Consider the following 18,310-nt stretch of genomic DNA (forward strand, 5'->3'; position numbering starts at 1 on the left):
CCTAAACTCAGCGGATCTGTGATCATCTCTTTTGGCTTTAACGTTTCCGTTTGTTCAAAACAAATGTTTCAAATGAGATAGGAAATGGGTACTAATCTATTAACTTTGTTATACATTTTAGATACTCATTGGCTCAACAACTGAGGAGGAGACATTTGTGAAGAAAGACACAAGGAAATATATGATCTACTTTTTCGGCGCTTTAGGGGGACTGCTATATGGTTACGATACAGGTGTTATCTCCGGAGCACTCCTGTTTATCAATAACGATATTCCTTTAACGACATTGACAGAAGGATTGGTTGTCAGCATGCTGCTCCTTGGCGCGATTTTCGGTTCTGCCTTGAGCGGCACATGCTCAGACCGCTGGGGCAGGAGAAAGGTTGTATTTGTCCTTTCCATCATTTTTATTATCGGTGCGCTCGCTTGCGCATTTTCTCAAACAATCGGCATGCTGATTGCATCTAGGGTGATACTCGGGTTGGCCGTCGGCGGTTCAACGGCACTTGTGCCCGTGTATCTTTCCGAAATGGCACCGACGAAAATTCGCGGGACACTCGGCACAATGAACAACTTAATGATTGTCACCGGGATTTTGCTCGCCTATATCGTTAACTACCTGTTCACACCGTTTGAAGCGTGGCGCTGGATGGTCGGTCTGGCTGCAGTGCCTGCCGTGCTTCTATTAATCGGCATCGCCTTCATGCCGGAATCGCCAAGATGGCTCGTGAAGCGCGGCAGCGAAGAAGAAGCGAGACGCATCATGAACATCACTCATGACCCCAAAGACATCGAAATGGAATTGGCAGAGATGAAGCAAGGGGAAGCGGAGAAAAAAGAAACGACACTTGGCGTGCTGAAAGCCAAGTGGATTCGCCCTATGCTTCTGATTGGCGTCGGCCTTGCCATTTTCCAGCAGGCAGTCGGCATTAACACGGTCATCTACTACGCGCCAACCATTTTTACGAAGGCCGGTCTTGGCACATCAGCTTCGGCGCTCGGCACAATGGGAATCGGCATCCTCAACGTCATCATGTGTATCACTGCCATGATCTTAATTGACCGTGTCGGCCGCAAAAAACTTCTGATCTGGGGAAGTGTCGGCATCACACTGAGCCTTGCTGCTTTATCAGGCGTGCTCCTGACACTGGGGCTTTCCGCATCAACAGCGTGGATGACAGTAGTCTTTCTCGGTGTCTATATCGTCTTTTACCAGGCGACATGGGGTCCGGTAGTGTGGGTGCTCATGCCTGAGCTCTTCCCGTCCAAAGCACGCGGAGCCGCGACAGGGTTCACGACTTTGGTGTTATCGGCGGCTAACCTGATCGTGTCGCTTGTCTTCCCGCTGATGCTAAGCGCGATGGGCATCGCATGGGTCTTTATGGTTTTCTCAGTCATTTGTCTTCTCTCATTTTTCTTCGCGTTCTACATGGTACCGGAAACCAAAGGGAAAAGCTTGGAGGAAATTGAAGCAAGCCTGAAAAAACGGTTTAAAAAGAAGAAAAGCACCCAAAACCAAGTGCTGAATGAGCGTACATTATAAAAAAAGGAATCGTCTCCTTATGAGACGATTCCTTTTTCTGTTTACACCATGACCTTGCAAATATTGTTCGTAAATTCCACAGGGTCCTGAATCGGCAGGCCTTCGATGAGGAGCGCCTGATTGTACAGAAGGTTTGTGTACAGGCTCAGCTTCTCTTTATCTTGTTCAAACGCGTCCTGCAGTGTTTGGAATACCTCGTGATTTGGGTTGATTTCCAGCACTTTTTCCGCCTTCACATTTTGGCTGTCAGGCATCGCATTTAAGATTTTTTCCATCTCAATTGTCACTTCGCCGTCAGCAGCAAGGCAGACTGGATGTGATTTAAGCCGTTTTGAGATTCTGACGTTTTTCACTTTGTCTGACAGAATGTTTTTCATTTCCTCAAACAGATCCTTATACTTGCTTTCCTCTTCCTCGGACTGCTTTTGATCCTCATCCGTGTCTATGCCAAGGTCTCCGCTTGATACGGACTTGAATTCTTTTTCCTGATAAGAAGCCAGCATTTTAATTGCAAACTCATCGATGTCCTCAGTAAAGTAGAGGATTTCATAGCCTTTGTCCGCCACCATTTCCGTTTGCGGCAGTTTCTCAATGCGGTCGTAAGAATCACCGGTCGCGTAATAAATGAATTTCTGCTCCTCTGGCATTCTGGAAACATACTCGTCTAAGCTGACCAGTTTTTTCTCTTTTGAAGAGTAGAATAAGAGGAGATCCTTCAATTGATCCTTATTCGCGCCAAAATCATTGTACACGCCGAATTTCAGCTGTCTGCCGAACGACTTGTAGAACGTCTCGTATTTCTCGCGGTCTTTTTTCAACAGGCTTTGCAGCTCGCTTTTGATTTTCTTGCTGATGTTTTTCGCGATCAGCTTCAGCTGGCGGTCATGCTGCAGCATTTCTCTGGAAATATTCAGCGACAGATCCTCAGAATCGACCATGCCCTTCACAAAGCTGAAGTGGTCCGGTAGCAGGTCTGCGCACTTATTCATGATCAGCACGCCATTGGAATACAGCTCCAAGCCTTTCTCATATTCCTTGGAATAGTAGTCAAACGGCATGTTTTCAGGGACGAATAGAATCGCGTTGTAGCGAACCGCTCCATCCACGCTGATATGAACGTGTGTCAGCGGTTTATCAAACCCGTAATGCTTTTCAGCATAGAATTTTTCATAATCCTCATCTGTCAGCTCGCTTTTGTTTTTTCTCCAGATCGGCACCATGCTGTTGACCGTCTGCTCTTCCTGCACCTCTTCAAATTCATTTTCGCTGCCTTCCTTCGGCTTATTAATGGTTGTATCCATTTTGATCGGGTAGCGAATGAAGTCGGAGTACTTCTTGATGATCGCTTTTAAACGATATTCCTCTAAAAACTCGTCATAGCTGTCATCTTCTGTGTTCTCTTTGATTTTCAGGATAATGTCTGTACCGACAGAATCCTTTTCACACGGCTCAATCGTATAGCCGTCTGCACCCGCAGACTCCCATTTATAAGCCTCTTCGCTGCCAAGCGCTTTACTGATGACTGTCACGACATCGGCAACCATAAATGCCGCGTAAAAACCGACACCGAACTGCCCGATAATGTCATGTCCGTCTTTCAGCTCGTTTTCCTTTTTAAACGCGAGGGAACCGCTTTTTGCAATTGTTCCAAGATGCTGTTCAAGCTCATCCTTTGTCATTCCGATCCCCGTATCAGAGATGGTTAATGTTCTCGCATCTTTGTCAGCTGCGACCTTTATGTAGTAACTGTCTTTATCAAACGTAAGCGCATCGTCCGTAAGCGCTTTGTAATAGATTTTGTCAATCGCATCACTCGAATTGGAGATTAACTCGCGCAGGAAAATTTCTTTTTGGGTATAAATGGAGTTAATCATCATATCCAGCAAGCGTTTAGACTCTGCTTTAAACTCTTTTTTCGCCACTCTTGATCGCTCCTTTACCATTATGTAAACCCTTTTCAGCATCTATTTATCACATAAGATGACAATTGTCAATTAGATTGATAGATGCATATATATGTAAATTTAACATTAGTTGGATTTGTTTTCACTCTTTTTCTCACTCATTCTCATAAAAAAGAGAGGCTTCATCATCCTCTCTTTTTTTCTGTGTCATTCCAACGGCCAAACTCCCGCTTCATCCATATATGCACCGGGTAGAAAAACAAACCGAACGGTATCAAAAACAAAAGATTATGCCATGAAGCATTCAGAAATGCGCTTGCAGTCACCGGGAACGTAATCTCTTGCAATAAAAAAGAGATGACAGTCAGCACAACAAATGCAGATGGAATGGTCACGATGCAATAAAACTTGAGCTCCTTCTTATGCTGTACCTTCAAACATACAAACCTCCCAACAATTTCTAATTCATCTTAACATATGCTGGCCTTTCTTTTCTCGCATGTTTATCACTGCACATAGCGGGAAGACAAATAGAAAAAGGAGGTCTCGTATCATGGGAAGACTTGAAAACAAAACAGCAGTTATCACAGGCGCCGCGACAGGCATTGGTCAAGCGACGGCGGAGGTTTTTGCCAATGAAGGCGCGCGTGTGATCATCGGAGATATCAATAAAGATCAAATGGAAGAAACAGTTGACGCAATCAGAAAAAACGGAGGACAGGCCGAATCCTTTCACCTCGATGTGTCAGATGAAAACAGTGTGAAAGCATTTGCTGATCAAATCAAGGATGCATGCGGAACGATTGATATTCTGTTTAATAATGCCGGCGTTGATCAGGAAGGCGGAAAGGTGCACGAATATCCGGTTGACCTGTTTGACCGCATTATCGCCGTCGACCTGCGCGGCACATTCCTTTGCAGCAAATATTTGATTCCGCTCATGCTCGAAAATGGAGGCTCCATCATCAACACCTCCTCCATGTCAGGCCGTGCCGCGGACCTTGACCGCTCCGGCTACAACGCCGCAAAAGGCGGTATCACCAACCTGACAAAGGCAATGGCAATCGACTACGCACGAAACGGCATCCGCGTCAATTCCATTTCACCGGGCACGATCGAAACACCGCTGATTGACAAATTAGCAGGCACAAAAGAACAGGAAATGGGCGAACAATTCCGCGAAGCCAACAAATGGATCACGCCGCTCGGACGTCTTGGCCAGCCCAAAGAAATGGCAACAGTGGCACTGTTCCTCGCATCAGACGACAGCTCATACGTCACAGGAGAAGACATCACCGCAGACGGCGGCATCATGGCGTACACATGGCCTGGGAAGATGCTGATTGAGGAGAAATGGAAGGAAGAAACGAAATAAGAGAGGGAGCCCCCTCTCTTTTTGTCTTTTAAAGCAATACAACCTTATATTTCTTCACATCCAAAAACTGCAAAAACTCCCTCGCCAGCACTTCAGGCGGATGCGCCTTTCCTTCATCCAGCCGATACAAAAGCAACCCGATAATCATTGCGGATACATAATGGGCATAAAGCTTTTTCTCTGCGTGAATATCAGTTTGCTGATGCAGATAAAACGATTCCAGCGCTTTGAACATATCAGGTATCACATGAGGAACACCCCATTCCCGATTGAGAAAATGGACAATGGGCATGTTTGACAAAGCAGAAAGCAGAATGGCGAGCGCCTTCTCCGCTTCCTTTAAGGAAAATTCATTCGGGCTGGAGGCAATCGTCAGGTGATCAATGATCTCCGCACATGATCGCTGTATCATGGTTTGGAGCAATTCCTCCTTATTGGCATAGTGATCATAAAAGGTTGCACGGCGGATATTGCTTTTACGCGTAATATCTGAAATCGTGATGCCCGCGTAGTCTTGTTTCTCCGCCAATACATCCAGAAATGCCTTCTGCAGCGCCTCTCTCGTTCGAACCACCCGCCTGTCGATTTGCTTCTCCTTCTCTCGCTCTCCTGGCACAGCTTTTCCAAACAGCCAATAAAACCGCTTTTGAGAAACAAGCTCCCATACCTTCTGGCTGATGGCTTCAGGAGACGCGGCCGCATCCTCATTCAGCCAATACAGGATAATCGCGTACGTGTACAAGGCCCGATAATGTCCATAAATGTCCCGTTCAATCGGCGTTAAATTCACATGGATCGGAGCCAGCAGCACATCCTGCTGAAACACATCCTTAAAAAAACGATGAAAATGTCCTCTGTTCATCATCACAGAAAAAAAGGAACGATGCTCATGAACAAAGGACAGCGTCGGATGCACCGTTTGCCGTTTTTTGTTCAAATGAAGGGTATCCATATGACTGAAGGCGTCAAAAAGCGCTTTGCCCAGTCCTTCCTTCATGTCTTCGATCACATCCTCAATGATTGAAAACTTATCCTCATAATAAAGGTAGAGCGATCCGCGGCTCACTTTGGCCTTCTCAGCGATTTCTTTCATTGTGATGTGTTGAATATCTCTATCTTTCAATAAAGCCAGCAGCGCCTCTTTCACTTGAGCTTCGGCAGATTCCGGCACAAAAGACACCTCCAATCATTAGACAGATCTTAGATATATGTACGGTAACGTATAGATGGTTCACCGTTGTCTTTCTTACAGAAAAGGTACCACCTTATAATAGGTCCGAGAAAAGAAGAAAGCAAATGAGGGGGATTTTACAATGGAACAGCAAGTAAAGGACGACATCCAGCGTGTCTTTCAGCTTCAGAAAAAACAGCAAAAAGCCTTGCGCGCTTCAACAGCGGAACAGCGGAGAGAAAAGCTTCAACGCTTTTTAGATTCCGTCATCGCCCATGAAGAAGAAATCATCGAAGCGATCCGCAAAGACGTCCGCAAACCATATCACGAAGTCAAAAAAGCGGAAATCGAAGGAACAAAAAAAGCGATTAGAGATAATATGAATAACCTGGAACAATGGATGGCGCCTAAAGAAGTCGGTTCATCGTTAAGCCCTGACGCAAACGGAATTCTTATGTACGAGCCTAAAGGCGTCACACTCATCCTCGGCCCGTGGAACTATCCGTTTATGCTGACGATGGCGCCGCTTGCCGCTTCTCTCGCAGCCGGAAACAGCGCGATTGTGAAGCTGTCCGATTTCACGATGAACACGAGCAACATTGCTGCTAAAGTAATAAGAGACGCTTTTGATGAAAAAGAAGTCGCGATTTTTGAAGGAGAGGTTGAGGTGGCAACCGAACTACTTGATCAGCCGTTCGACCATATTTTCTTCACTGGAAGCACAAATGTCGGGAAAATTGTCATGACAGCGGCTGCCAAACACTTGGCATCTGTCACACTTGAGCTTGGCGGCAAGAGCCCGACGATCATTGACAGTGAATACGATCTGATGGACGCAGCGAAAAAGATCGCCGTCGGGAAATTCGTAAACGCCGGCCAAACCTGCATCGCACCTGATTACCTGTTCATTAAAAAAGACGTTCAGGACAGGTTCGCGGGGATTTTACAAACAGTCGTCAACGCTGGATTTATGGAGGATGATCATACCCCAGACCGCAGCAAATTTACGCAGATCGTCAATGACCGCAACTTCAACCGCGTCAAAGATCTGTTCGACGATGCCATCGAAAGAGGGGCGGAAGTGGTGTTCGGCGGCGTATTCGATGCCAGCGACCGCACGATCTCGCCAACCGTTTTGAAAAACGTCACGCCTGACATGAAAATCATGCAGGAGGAAATCTTCGCATCGATCCTGCCAATGATGAACTATGAAGACATCGACGAGGTCATCGATTACGTAAATGACCGCGATAAACCGCTTGCACTTTATGTGTTCAGCAAAAACCAAGATCTGATTGACAACGTCCTTCAGCACACGACATCAGGAAATGCCGCCATCAATGATGTCGTCGTCCATTTCAGTGACGTCAACCTGCCATTCGGCGGCGTCAACACAAGCGGAATCGGCTCCTATCATGGGGTATACGGATTCAAAGAGTTTTCTCATGAGAAGGGTGTATTTATTCAGGCCGCTGAATAATCGCATGATCAAAAGGCGCTTCCTTAGAGGAGCGCCTTTTATTGTAACTCCTTGACCAAAAGCAATTCATCACGGATAGGTATTTTATTATCTGCCAGTAAAGGAATTTCGGGCTTCATCTTTCTGGCCGTCTCGACTGCATTCACAAATAGTCGATCCAACCGGTACCCTCTCTTCTGATAAAACGCTAATGCATGAATATTATCATTGGTTGTGATCAGTTTTATTTGTTTGATATTTCTCTCTCTGCATGCTTCCTCGGCTTTCTCTAGCAGAGCTGTTCCGATCCCTTTATTCTCAATGACACTATCCAGCGAAATGATTTCACAGGCATCTTCTTCAAATATGTATGTAATAAGGCCAACAATCTGGTTATCATCGTTGAGCATTCCATAACCATCTAATTCATCGCAGTTATAAATACCGCTAGAAATAACCATTTGCGGACTGCCCCAGTGTTTTTGAAAAAACGCGGAAACAAGATCTTTAGGTATCTGGCATGTCGGAATAATATTCATATTTTCCTCCTTTTAGCTGAACAAAAATAAGAGAATTAACAACCTATTTTATGTCATTAATCCCCTTATCTAGTATTTACTAGAACTTATAACTTGTCAAAAGCTGTCTGAATACCAATTGCGTGGATTGATAAGGATCAAAATCTGAATCCTGAGATTGGAAGATTTGCTCTGGGGTCAATGTCTCTGCGTTCTCTGATAACGTTTGAATCAGACTTTCCAAATATCCATTTAACTCTGATTTGGACGATTCATGTAGGGATTGATGATTTACAGCGAGTTCTCTAAATCTGTTATCACTGATTAATTTTTTTCGAAGAGCTGCTAGCATCAAGTCAAGCCATGCAGGCTGGCCAAATGTAATATTTAAAGCTAACGTTGCTTGATCAGATTTGGTGGAGTGCCATAAACCTCTTGGCAAATACAGCATGGTTCCCGGTGTTAAATTAACGATTTCTGCATCTGGCAGATCCTCTTTTGGCGGATCTCCTTTCCAATATGACTGTAAATCATCAGGATAGTAAGGAGCCTCTGATAAATCATAGTGCTGCATTGGATTGCTCACATTTTCATTCTTGGCAAGCTTCCATGTTTTCTCACCTTGAATTTGAAAAATCAAGTTGGTGTAGGCGTCAAAATGGGCTTTGAATCCCCCGCCATTTTTCGCCGCGTAAACAATGGCTTTGGAAGAAGTACCCGCAGGCAGTCTTAATTCCGCTTTGAGTTTTTCTATCCACCTTCTGACTTGGGGAATAAATAGGTCGGTGAAATCAAACTCTAATGCAGCCCCTTTTTCATACCACTCTAAAGCCTCTGCAGGTGACACAAGAAATCTGTCTGTGATCCCTTCAGATTCTTCAATCACAGCATCACCAACGACCATGACTGGATTATTGTAGATAGCCAATACGTTTTCTAGCGTTCTAACCTTTTCAAACCCCGGTATGCTTGTAAATCTCTCCACTTCTCCTCTGGCTACCAAAGGTTTTACAGGCCAATATTCTTCTAAAAACTCACTCATCGTTACAGGACTGATGATAGACTCCAAAACCGATTCGGTTACAGCACTCATATTATCCCTCCCAAAAAAAGTAACTTCACCACAAAGATATAACATTTTTTTCTAAAAGTAAATATTGACAGAATTATCAGAGGATTATAATATTTAGTTGTGCGTGATAGCCTATTTTTTTACAAGGAAGGAGGGAAAAGGATGAAAAAGGCTTATAAGAAACCTCGTCTTTTTGAACTGCGCCGTGCTGTAGCAGCTGGCGGCCATTAATCTCATATAGCATTTGACATCTAGTACTCTATTTTAGGAGGGATGCTCAATGAAAAAAGCTTATAAGAAACCTCGCCTTTTTGAACTGCGCCGTGCTGTAGCAGCTGGCGGCCATTAATCTCATATAGCATTTGACATCTAGTACTCTATTTTAGGAGGGATGCTCAATGAAAAAAGCTTATAAGAAACCTCGCCTTTTTGAATTGCGCCGCGCTGTAGCAGCTGGCGGTCATTAATCTTATCCAAAACGATTAACGTTTGAGGCTATCACGCCAACTTGATAAGGAGGATGCTGAAGATGATTACGGCTGAAGAATGCAGAACGTACAAAGAATTTGTTGATCTTTACCAATCCTATCTTTACCCCTTGCTTGGCGCCAGACTATCCCGGATGTATTCCCCCAAAAACAAAGTCATTATCGATATGGGCACAGGTCCAGGTTATTTAAGCATTCAGTTGGCTAAAAGAACAAATGCGCACGTGCATGCTGTCGATATTAACCCGGCCATGCATGAAATCGCTCAAGAAGAAGCTAAAAAAAGCGGAGTAAGCAGCCTGATTTCATTTGATTTGGAAGATGTCCACCATTTATCTTACGCTGACCAATATGCTGACTTCATCGTCTCCTACTCTTGCCTGCATCATTGGGAAGACGTTGTTAAAGGACTTAAAGAGTGCTATAGAGTTCTGGCTCCGGGCGGAAAAATTGTCATTTTGGATACATTTAATCCCCAAGGAAGCCATTTAGAGATTATGCGAAAACAAATCAAAGAACCGGAATACTTCAGGTTTGTAAGAGAGGCATTTGAAGAAAGTTATTCCTTTGAAGACATTCACCAGTTTGTTCAGGATGCCGGCATTCCCAATTATTCATTAGAAACCTTTCACTTTTTACCGGAGGATTTTATAGAAAGCTTAGATGAGCTGGAGGATGCTCCCCTGTGGGAACAAAATGATCAAAGTACTGATCATGAAATTGAGTCTGTCACATGGATGTTAACGATAGAAAAAGAAAAGGAAGGTGCATTGTAATGATCAATGAATCAACTGTTTTATCCAAAAATCCAGAAATGCCATCAAGAAAATATTTGAAAAGCATTATTATAGAGCCGGGCATCACTTTAAATGAAATGGCATCAGATATTTATAACCATATCGACGGCAAGGTCAGCATACATGATATTTGCTCAAAAATCGTCAATGAATATGATGTTGATTATCAAACCTGCTTAGAAGATTGTATGGAGCTGTTTGAGTTGCTTATTGATCATGAAGCAATCAAAGTTAAGCAGGGGGCATGAGAATTGGAAAAACAAAAAGTGCTTGCTTTACCAGACGATGTACATGAGCTGAGTACACACCGTTCTAAATCAATCGTAAATTACATCATCACTCTGCTTGCCTTTGCCAAAAAACAAGGATTGACTCATCAAGATATTGTAAGCTGGATTCACGAGCAATATGAGGAAAGAGGATATTATGATGAGTGGAGACACATTAACAGCCAACAACCAGTTGGATCATTTGTGGAACTCTTTATAAAAGGAAGACGTTTACTTTATGACAAAATTGAATTGTTTGAAACAGAAGATAAATATGTCGTAAATACCCACACTTGGTATGAAAAAGAACCTAGTGAGGCCTTTTTTTATTTTGAAATTGATCCCGAAGAATTTTCTGCGTACGCTTCCATTCTCGCAATCGAAAACGCAAAACGTCTCGGAATTAAAATCGATATTGTAAAAGAAACAGATGTAGAGACAGCTTATATCTATAAACATCAATAACGCTATTGGGAGGGAGACATATGTGCGGGCTCGCGGGTATTATAAATCTGGCTGCTCCCCGTTCTCAGGAATGTACCTTTCATATATTGAAAGGCATGGCAGATGCCATCAGCTATAGGGGACCGGATGATGAACAATATCATATTGATTCCAAAGTCGGCTTTGCATTTCGGCGATTGTCCATTCTTGACCTTGTAAATGGACAGCAGCCCTTTTTAAATGAGGATGGATCAATCGTCGTTATGGTAAATGGAGAAATTTATAACTATAAAGAACTGAAGGCTTCTTTACACAATCATATGTTTAAAACGACATCTGATTGTGAAGTAATTGTTCATTTATATGAAGAAAAAGGGATTGGATTTGTAGACGACATCATCGGAATGTTTTCAATAGCCATTTGGGACAAAAATAAAAACAAAGTATTTTTAGTTCGTGACCGCTTTGGGATTAAACCGCTTTTTTACACAGAGCTAAAACACGAGCTTATATTTGCCTCTGAAATAAAATCCCTATTTTCTCATCCTCACTGTCCCCGCCAATTTAATTGGAAAGAAGCACTCTCAGACATTTGGCTAAGCGGGGAAGCAGCCAGTAATCATAAAGAAACCACTTCCTTTTTTGTAAACATCCAAAATCTCGATGCTGGCCATTATCTCGAAATTAATTTGACAACAAATGAACGAAAAACAGCAAGCTATTGGTCTTTACAGGATATTTTGCTCAGGCAAGGCTATCGTGAGAATCTCCATCCCGATGACCTGATTGAAGGATATAGAGAACTGCTGGCAGATTCAGTCCATAGATGTTTACAAAGCGACGTTGAAGTCGGGTTGTTTCTTAGCGGTGGCATTGATTCAGCTGCAGTCGCACATTTTGCTGCAGAAAAACAGGATCTCCATACGTTTACAGTATTAAGCCAAAGTACATTTACAAATGAAGATGCAAAATATGCCCATTGGCTGGCTAAAGATTTACACCTTCCAAATCATCAGGTTCTCTATCAATTAGGGAACGATGAGTTATTACAACCAGAGTCATATAAACATTTGTTATGGATCTGTGAAACACCGTTTTGCGGACCGGAACAATTATATAAGTTTCATTTACATAAGTATGCCAAAGCGATAAGGCCAAACCTGAAAGTCATGCTGACCGGCCAGGGCAGCGACGAATTTAACGGCGGTTACAGCACGACACTTTCACCAGCCGAGAACCCAAGTTGGGAAGGATTTATTGAATCGGTCAATACGATGGAGATGAACCGGCTGCATCGGCTGCAGGGAAATATCTTTAGAGTGTGGGAGGAGCATTTTGGACTTTCTCCTATAAACCTTTCTTATTTAAAGAGCAATGATTCCAGCCAAGCAGATCCTTGGCAATCGTATGTCCTGACAAAATACCGTGATCTGCAAATGTATAATTGCTGGCATGAAGATCGGATCGCCGCGGCTAATCATATCGAAAACCGTGTACCGTTCTTGGACCATCGGCTTGTTGAATGGGTTTGCGGAATACCTGATGGACTCCGTAAAGACTTGTTATGGGATAAGTCGGTATTGCGAAAATCATTAACAAATGAGCTGCATACAAGCTATACCCACCGGCCAAAGGTTCCTTTTTTCTATGGTAAGGACGTGAGATATACACATAAAATGATGTTTCATCTTCTGAAGAAAAACAATTATCAGCTTATAGAGGAGGCCTTCTCTCACAGCGATGCCTCCAGCATAATACAGGTTGAACACATTCATGCCATCATGACATATTTGGAGGATGATCCTGAGTTTACAAATTTTGAATTTTTATTAAGACTGGTGAACATGGGACTTTTATCAAAAATGACTAAAGAAACCCCTTCTGTTCAATTAGACATAACCAGCCATTTAGAATCGATAACAATAAAAGACTGGCACTCACAGGAAGGTGATATTGCCAGTCGTTTAAATATCTCAGCCAATAAGTGTGAAGGACAAGATATTTTGGCGCTAAACCCTGGCGTCACTCTGTTAAGGCCGGAAAGCGATAGTGAGCATTGCATCTACATTGCGGAAGAAGGATTTATTCAGTTTATTGTTTCGGAGGAAGACGTCGGAGCTTGGCTGCATATTCTCTGCGATATTAATGGAAAAGACACACTTCATACGATTTTAGACAGACATGGTGTCAGCCTTGAAGAAGTGGCCAAATATATTCAAGAAGCCATCGAACACAATATCATTTTGATCAAACAAAAAAATCTGCCAGAAGGAGCATATAGATGAGCATCTTTTATTCGTTTTCCGCACTTAGGGGATTAGCAATGGGGATTTTTTCGCCTATTTGGATTCTTTATCTGATATCTAAAGATTATGATTTCCTTCAGATTGGATTAATGGGAGCGGTACTTGAAATTGCTAAGCTTATATTTGAAGTTCCTTCCGGCGTTTTTGCTGATCGTTATGGAATTAAAATTTCAATTGCCAGTTCATTCTTTTTCTCCATCCTTACATGGGCCTTCTTCCCTTTTATCGATTCAGCTGCTATTTGCATACTGGCTATGATCATATGGGCTTTATCAGATTCCTTAATTTCCGGTTCTTTTGAAACTTGGATGAGCCGTGTCGCAGGGGAAGATCGATTCGGCAAAGAAATGATGAAAAACACACAATTGCTAATCACTTTTTTAATTATTGGAAGTATTGCCAGCGGGTATTTGTATTCATTAAATATCTATTTTCCTTTCCTGCTCGTTATGGTGATCTACTTATTACTATTTATTTGGATGTCTGTATTTATTAAAGTCCCTTCTGTTTCCGAAACAAATCATGGGGATCAGAACCAACATGATTCGATAAAGATTATCAAAGAAAGTTTAAAAATTATCTTTAACAAAAAAAGGGTTCTTTTAATCGTCATAGCCGGTTTCTTTACAGCCACAGCCTATGACACAATTTCCCGTTACTGGCAGCCTTTTTTGAGTGATTTAGGCTTTTCAGAAAAGTCACTGGGATATATTTTTGCCCTAGGAGGGTTTACCGCTCTCGTTCTTTTGACATTAACCATCAGGTTCGAAAAGAAGATCGAAAAAAATCCATATCTCGCTTTAACCTCATTGGATTCCATGGGCATGGTCATGACTTTTCTATTGTCTAGAGCATTCAGGCCGCTGGGCATTCCATGTACAGCGTTTTTGCTTGCAATTGAAGATATTCATCATCCGATCGTAACAAGTTACTTAAATAAGTTTTTCCCCGATTCATACAAGAACACACTTTTCTCGTTAAACTCAGGGGTAGGAGCAATTGGAGAAATTCTTTCCGGTGTCATTTTCGGCATCATTTCCGCAGCCTTTGGGCTCTCTGCCATGTTTGTTGTTGTAGCTGTATTTCTATTAATCCCTATTATCCTTTATACGATAGTGCCTAAGATTAAAGACAATGATATGAAAGTTCAGATTGAAAAATCCCAGCAAGTGTAAATGTTTTGTATCACAGTAAGAAGACCTTCTTATTAAAAGAAGGTCTTCTGCTATTCTATTCAGTTATTTCCCAAAAGCCATCAGCTTCGTATAACTTCCAATATAAAGTGTTCCGTCCTCAGCGAGCTGAGGAGAAGACACGACGTTGCTGTCGGTTTGATAGCTCCATAATTCATTGCCGTTTGCGTCTGCCGCATAAACCTTCATATCATCTGACCCGAAATAAACCGTTCCCTTCGCGTCAATCAGCGGCGCCGTTCTGACAGGGCCGTCTGTGTAGAATGACCAGTTCATATCCCCGTTTTTGCTGATGGAAAACAGCTCGCCGCTTCCTGAGCCGATGTAGATATTGCCATTATGATCAATCGCAGGAGATGAGCTGGAGAACCCGTTTAGCGGGAATGTCCATTTCAAACTGCCTGTTGATGTATAAGCATACAGCTGTCCATCTTGGTTGCCGGCATAAATGTTTCCGTCCTTATCAATCACCGGATATCCTTTAAACGCATTTGACGTCGTTCTGGACCATTTCACCTGTCCGGTTCCGGAGTTGATCGCATAAAACACGTAATTATATGTGCCGACATACACGGTGCCGTTTTTGGCAAGCACCGGCACAGAGCTGACGACCCCATTTGTTTTCAACTTCCAGCGCTCTGTCCAGGTTGATTTTGACGTCGGTTTGATCGCGTGAACATAATTATCAAGTGTTGAGAAATACAACGTCCCGTCTGAACCGATCACCGTTTCAGAGCTTGGCCCGCCGCTTAACGGAACCGTTGTTAAAATTTCTCCCGTTTCTTTGTCAATAAAATAAATCTTTTTGTCATAGGATGCCAAATAGATAACGCCGTTGGTCCCAAGTACAGGAGATTGCGTATATGTTTTTCCAAGATTGCCCGTCACCCATTTGACTGAGCCGTCTGGATTAAAGGCTTTCATTTCCCCGTCTCTGGAATGAAGATATACTGTGCCGTCTCCGTCAATCACAGCCCCCGCTCCATTTTGCGGAGTCGTTCTGATGTCGTTTTGCCATTTCAGCGTCCCGTCTGTATTTCCGGCGAACCGGCTTTCGCGTGACCAGTTAAACATGGCAGGCGCCATCGCTTGTACATCATATCTTCCTGGCAAAAAGCCAGATGCTCCATTATTTTGAGAAAACACCGTTTCCGCCGCATAAGCAGCTGTCGGCTGAAGCACTTTGGCAGCGGGCACATCAGAAACAGCGCCGGCCGAAACAGCCGCCGCCACCGCAGCTCCCGCAATCAAAGCTTTCATACGAAATGACTTGACCATCATTGAGACCCCCATTATATGTAACTTCTAATTTGTGACCATCATAACATATTCATCCATTTTATAAATCTATTTCACAAAAACATCACAAACTAGAAAACTATGTAAGAGTATTCACGGACGTTTTTTCAGCACCCGATCGAAATGCAGCCACAAACCAAATGACGTTGACAGCAGCCGCAGCGAGACTAACTCCCAAAACAAAGATCACCTCAGAAAGCAGATGGTCACTAAAGAAACTAAACATCAAGATAAAACCGGCCGAAGACAAATGAATCAAAAGCCCGAAGCCGCAAAGCACCGCCATGACATACCTCATTGCATCGACTCCGAGCATATAAACGAGAAATGGAATGAAATACAAGACAAGGATCATACCGACAGCTGACCACATGCCAGCTGAATTAAACTGATTGGCCGCCGCTCCCGTTCCGGCCAGCGGCGAAAGTGAAGCCGCCACAATCACGGCGCAAAAAAGAAACGCAGAAATGGTTGTCATGATCGCCACGCTATTTTTTTTTGACATCAAACTCCTCCTTTAATAGAAATATTAACCTTTTTTATTATAAGTAAGTTGAATGTTATATTCATTATATTTTTAAAAAATTCCAGAATACATACACAAATGCTATGCTTCTTTCTAGTATATTTATATAGTAAAAAACAAAGGATAAAAGACTCATTTTTCTGTAATATCAGGATTTTATCACCATACCATATTGCACGTACATGTTTTTCAAAGTATACTATTCCAGATTAATTCAGAGGAGAGAGAAAAATACATGGAAAAACCAGCAGGATTTTGGATTCGTTTTTTAGCTTATTTTATTGACGGCATTATTGTATCTGTTCCTAGTTATATTATTCTATTTATTATCAATTCTGTGTTTGTAGCTGGGGCTGTGGCAACAAACCCTTACATGACGGAAGAAGAGTATTTAGTGAAATACATGACGCTTGCATTTTTGCCTACTATGCTGATCATGATCGTCATCAGCGTGTTATATTACGGGCTGCTCACAGCTTCTAAAATGCAAGGCACACTTGGCAAAAAAATTCTTGGCCTGAAAGTGGTCAATGAACAAGGTGAACGGGTTTCTGTCGGACAGGGAATTGGCCGTTACTTTGCCTATATCTTATCTGGAATCATCTTTTATATCGGGTTTATCATGATCGCCTTTGGAGAGAAAAAAGGCCTGCATGACATCATTTGCAAAACACGTGTCGTGTATAAATAATAGAAAAAAGTCTAGACGCCAATAGGCATCTAGACTTTTGTTTTCTTTGCAATAGGCTGCCACGACAGATACGTAGCGCTTCTCCACAACCACTCAAACGGCCCCATCCGAAAGACACGAAGCCAAAGGTGGCTGAAGACCATTTGAACGGCACAAACAGCAATTGTAATGAGCACACCGGCAGCAGGGTACACTTTTCCATACAGGCCCAAGCCGTAATGATAAAAAATCCAAGTACACACAATAGACTGCATCAAATAATTGGTAAATGCCATCCTCCCAACAGCGGAGAATGATTGCAGCACTGTTCTCACTCTTGTTTTATGATAAAGATAGACAACCGTTGTAACATAGAAAAACATGAGGAAAGGCGCGCCAATCAGCAAACATATTTCTTTATCCGTTACACTGTACAGCACCTGGGCGCCGATGCCGATGACAAGCCCAGCCATCCATAATCGTTTTAATCCTTTGCGATGCTTTTCCGGTTCATGCAAATACCGTGATTTTGCTGCCGCAGCTCCCAGCAAAAACATGCTGAAATATGGAATGGATGCAAAGAAGTAGTTGAGCGGATTATACGTAAGCATGCCATTCGAAGACATGTAAACAAGACGGTCGTGGATCCGCTGTTCTGCAATATCCTTCAGGCTGCCGCTTCCATAAACATGAATCGCTTGTTTTGCCTGCTGTGTTACCGCTTGTACCCATTCCTGTCCGTTTGATTGATCAAAACTTGTCAACATGAACGGAATGGAAAACAGAAGATACAAAGAGACCGCCCATATCAGCAGTGTTTTCGGCTTTGCTTTTCGAAACAAGAGCAGGACAAATCCGAGCAGGGCATATTCTGTTAAAATATCCCCGTCCCATATCAAAAAGGCATGAATCGTTCCAAACAAGAGAAGCGCCATTAACCTTCTCACATATAACGGAACAAACCGTTTCCCTTTGTTTTCTGCTCTCTCCATCATGACAACCATGCCAAATCCAAATAAAAAGGAAAACAATAAAATACATTTTGTTTGAATGAAGAATTTCAGTATGTCTGCGGCGGCAAAATCAGCTTCAGACCACTTATCCATGAAAAAATTCTCTTTTCCAAGCATAGACAAATACATATCCGGATAACTGAAATGTGCCAGATTGACAAATAAGATGCCGAAAATCGCCATTCCTCTCAGCACATCAAGCACACCGATCCGCTCATTTGTTAAAGTCGGCTGTAATGAAGACATAGCCATCACGCTCCTTT

17 protein-coding genes are annotated in these 18,310 nt (G+C 42.8%); 9 read left to right on the forward strand and 8 right to left on the reverse strand.

What is annotated here, in order from left to right:
* Nucleotides 1-157: 157 nt before the first annotated feature.
* Entirely contained in the window at nucleotides 158-1,543 is a 1,386-nt protein-coding gene (locus tag bslm_RS19595) for a sugar porter family MFS transporter (RefSeq protein ID WP_003244055.1), read from the forward strand.
* Nucleotides 1,544-1,584: 41 nt separating this feature from the next.
* Here the strand turns inward: bslm_RS19595 and htpG are convergent, their stop codons facing one another.
* Entirely contained in the window at nucleotides 1,585-3,465 is a 1,881-nt protein-coding gene (htpG, locus tag bslm_RS19600; protein ID WP_003243561.1) for a molecular chaperone HtpG, read from the reverse strand.
* Nucleotides 3,466-3,632: 167 nt separating this feature from the next.
* Nucleotides 3,633-3,884 carry a hypothetical protein gene (locus bslm_RS19605; protein WP_003244458.1) on the reverse strand — a complete coding sequence of 84 codons (252 nt, stop codon included), beginning with the start codon at nucleotides 3,882-3,884 and terminating at the stop codon, nucleotides 3,633-3,635.
* A gap of 116 nt (nucleotides 3,885-4,000) precedes the next feature.
* Here bslm_RS19605 and bslm_RS19610 point away from each other — a divergent pair, with 116 nt between their 5' ends.
* Nucleotides 4,001-4,822, forward strand: a complete 822-nt coding sequence (locus tag bslm_RS19610) for an SDR family oxidoreductase (RefSeq protein WP_003244072.1) — start codon at nucleotides 4,001-4,003, stop codon at nucleotides 4,820-4,822.
* A 28-nt stretch (nucleotides 4,823-4,850) separates the two neighbouring features.
* Here bslm_RS19610 and bslm_RS19615 read toward each other — a convergent pair whose 3' ends face one another.
* Nucleotides 4,851-5,993 carry a TetR/AcrR family transcriptional regulator gene (locus tag bslm_RS19615; RefSeq protein ID WP_003243187.1) on the reverse strand — a complete coding sequence of 381 codons (1,143 nt, stop codon included), beginning with the start codon at nucleotides 5,991-5,993 and terminating at the stop codon, nucleotides 4,851-4,853.
* Between the two features lie 142 nt (nucleotides 5,994-6,135).
* Here bslm_RS19615 and bslm_RS19620 point away from each other — a divergent pair, with 142 nt between their 5' ends.
* Entirely contained in the window at nucleotides 6,136-7,473 is a 1,338-nt protein-coding gene (locus bslm_RS19620; RefSeq protein ID WP_003243415.1) for an aldehyde dehydrogenase family protein, read from the forward strand.
* 38 nt (nucleotides 7,474-7,511) lie between these two features.
* On the opposite strand, the gene bslm_RS19625 is transcribed toward bslm_RS19620, so the two are convergent.
* A complete protein-coding gene (locus tag bslm_RS19625; protein WP_003244176.1) occupies nucleotides 7,512-7,991 on the reverse strand; it encodes a GNAT family N-acetyltransferase in 480 nt (159 codons plus the stop codon).
* A gap of 79 nt (nucleotides 7,992-8,070) precedes the next feature.
* Entirely contained in the window at nucleotides 8,071-9,063 is a 993-nt protein-coding gene (locus bslm_RS19630) for a JmjC domain-containing protein (RefSeq protein WP_003243554.1), read from the reverse strand.
* Nucleotides 9,064-9,571: 508 nt separating this feature from the next.
* On the opposite strand from bslm_RS19630, the gene bslm_RS19635 reads away from it, so the two are divergent.
* Genes bslm_RS19635 through bslm_RS19655 form a run of 5 tightly spaced genes read left to right on the forward strand, consistent with a single transcriptional unit; the run spans nucleotide 9,572 to nucleotide 14,521 of the window.
* Nucleotides 9,572-10,306 carry a class I SAM-dependent methyltransferase gene (locus tag bslm_RS19635; RefSeq protein ID WP_003243600.1) on the forward strand — a complete coding sequence of 245 codons (735 nt, stop codon included), beginning with the start codon at nucleotides 9,572-9,574 and terminating at the stop codon, nucleotides 10,304-10,306.
* Nucleotides 10,306-10,575 (forward strand): PqqD family protein, encoded by a 270-nt coding sequence (locus bslm_RS19640; RefSeq protein WP_003242779.1) that lies wholly within the window; start codon nucleotides 10,306-10,308, stop codon nucleotides 10,573-10,575. The genes bslm_RS19635 and bslm_RS19640 overlap by 1 nt, the downstream gene beginning before the upstream one ends.
* A gap of 3 nt (nucleotides 10,576-10,578) precedes the next feature.
* Nucleotides 10,579-11,061, forward strand: a complete 483-nt coding sequence (locus tag bslm_RS19645; RefSeq protein WP_003243073.1) for a hypothetical protein — start codon at nucleotides 10,579-10,581, stop codon at nucleotides 11,059-11,061.
* 20 nt (nucleotides 11,062-11,081) lie between these two features.
* Nucleotides 11,082-13,325 (forward strand): asparagine synthase (glutamine-hydrolyzing), encoded by a 2,244-nt coding sequence (asnB, locus tag bslm_RS19650; protein WP_003244103.1) that lies wholly within the window; start codon nucleotides 11,082-11,084, stop codon nucleotides 13,323-13,325.
* The gene (locus bslm_RS19655) at nucleotides 13,322-14,521 is read left to right on the forward strand and encodes an MFS transporter (RefSeq protein WP_003244232.1); all 1,200 of its coding nucleotides are present in this window, start codon (nucleotides 13,322-13,324) and stop codon (nucleotides 14,519-14,521) included. Before asnB ends, bslm_RS19655 begins: the two co-directional genes overlap by 4 nt.
* A gap of 63 nt (nucleotides 14,522-14,584) precedes the next feature.
* Here bslm_RS19655 and bslm_RS19660 read toward each other — a convergent pair whose 3' ends face one another.
* Both bslm_RS19660 and bslm_RS19665 read right to left on the reverse strand, forming a co-directional pair.
* Nucleotides 14,585-15,817 carry an outer membrane protein assembly factor BamB family protein gene (locus tag bslm_RS19660; RefSeq protein ID WP_003243209.1) on the reverse strand — a complete coding sequence of 411 codons (1,233 nt, stop codon included), beginning with the start codon at nucleotides 15,815-15,817 and terminating at the stop codon, nucleotides 14,585-14,587.
* Nucleotides 15,818-15,917: 100 nt separating this feature from the next.
* A complete protein-coding gene (locus bslm_RS19665; protein ID WP_003242533.1) occupies nucleotides 15,918-16,343 on the reverse strand; it encodes a DUF5391 family protein in 426 nt (141 codons plus the stop codon).
* Nucleotides 16,344-16,599: 256 nt separating this feature from the next.
* On the opposite strand from bslm_RS19665, the gene bslm_RS19670 reads away from it, so the two are divergent.
* A complete protein-coding gene (locus bslm_RS19670; protein WP_003242940.1) occupies nucleotides 16,600-17,055 on the forward strand; it encodes an RDD family protein in 456 nt (151 codons plus the stop codon).
* A 29-nt stretch (nucleotides 17,056-17,084) separates the two neighbouring features.
* On the opposite strand, the gene bslm_RS19675 is transcribed toward bslm_RS19670, so the two are convergent.
* Entirely contained in the window at nucleotides 17,085-18,293 is a 1,209-nt protein-coding gene (locus bslm_RS19675) for a DUF418 domain-containing protein (RefSeq protein ID WP_003244185.1), read from the reverse strand.
* Between the last annotated feature and the right edge of the window lie 17 nt (nucleotides 18,294-18,310).

Source organism: Bacillus sp. LM 4-2 (assembly GCF_000978495.1).
Lineage (GTDB): Bacteria > Bacillota > Bacilli > Bacillales > Bacillaceae > Bacillus > Bacillus subtilis.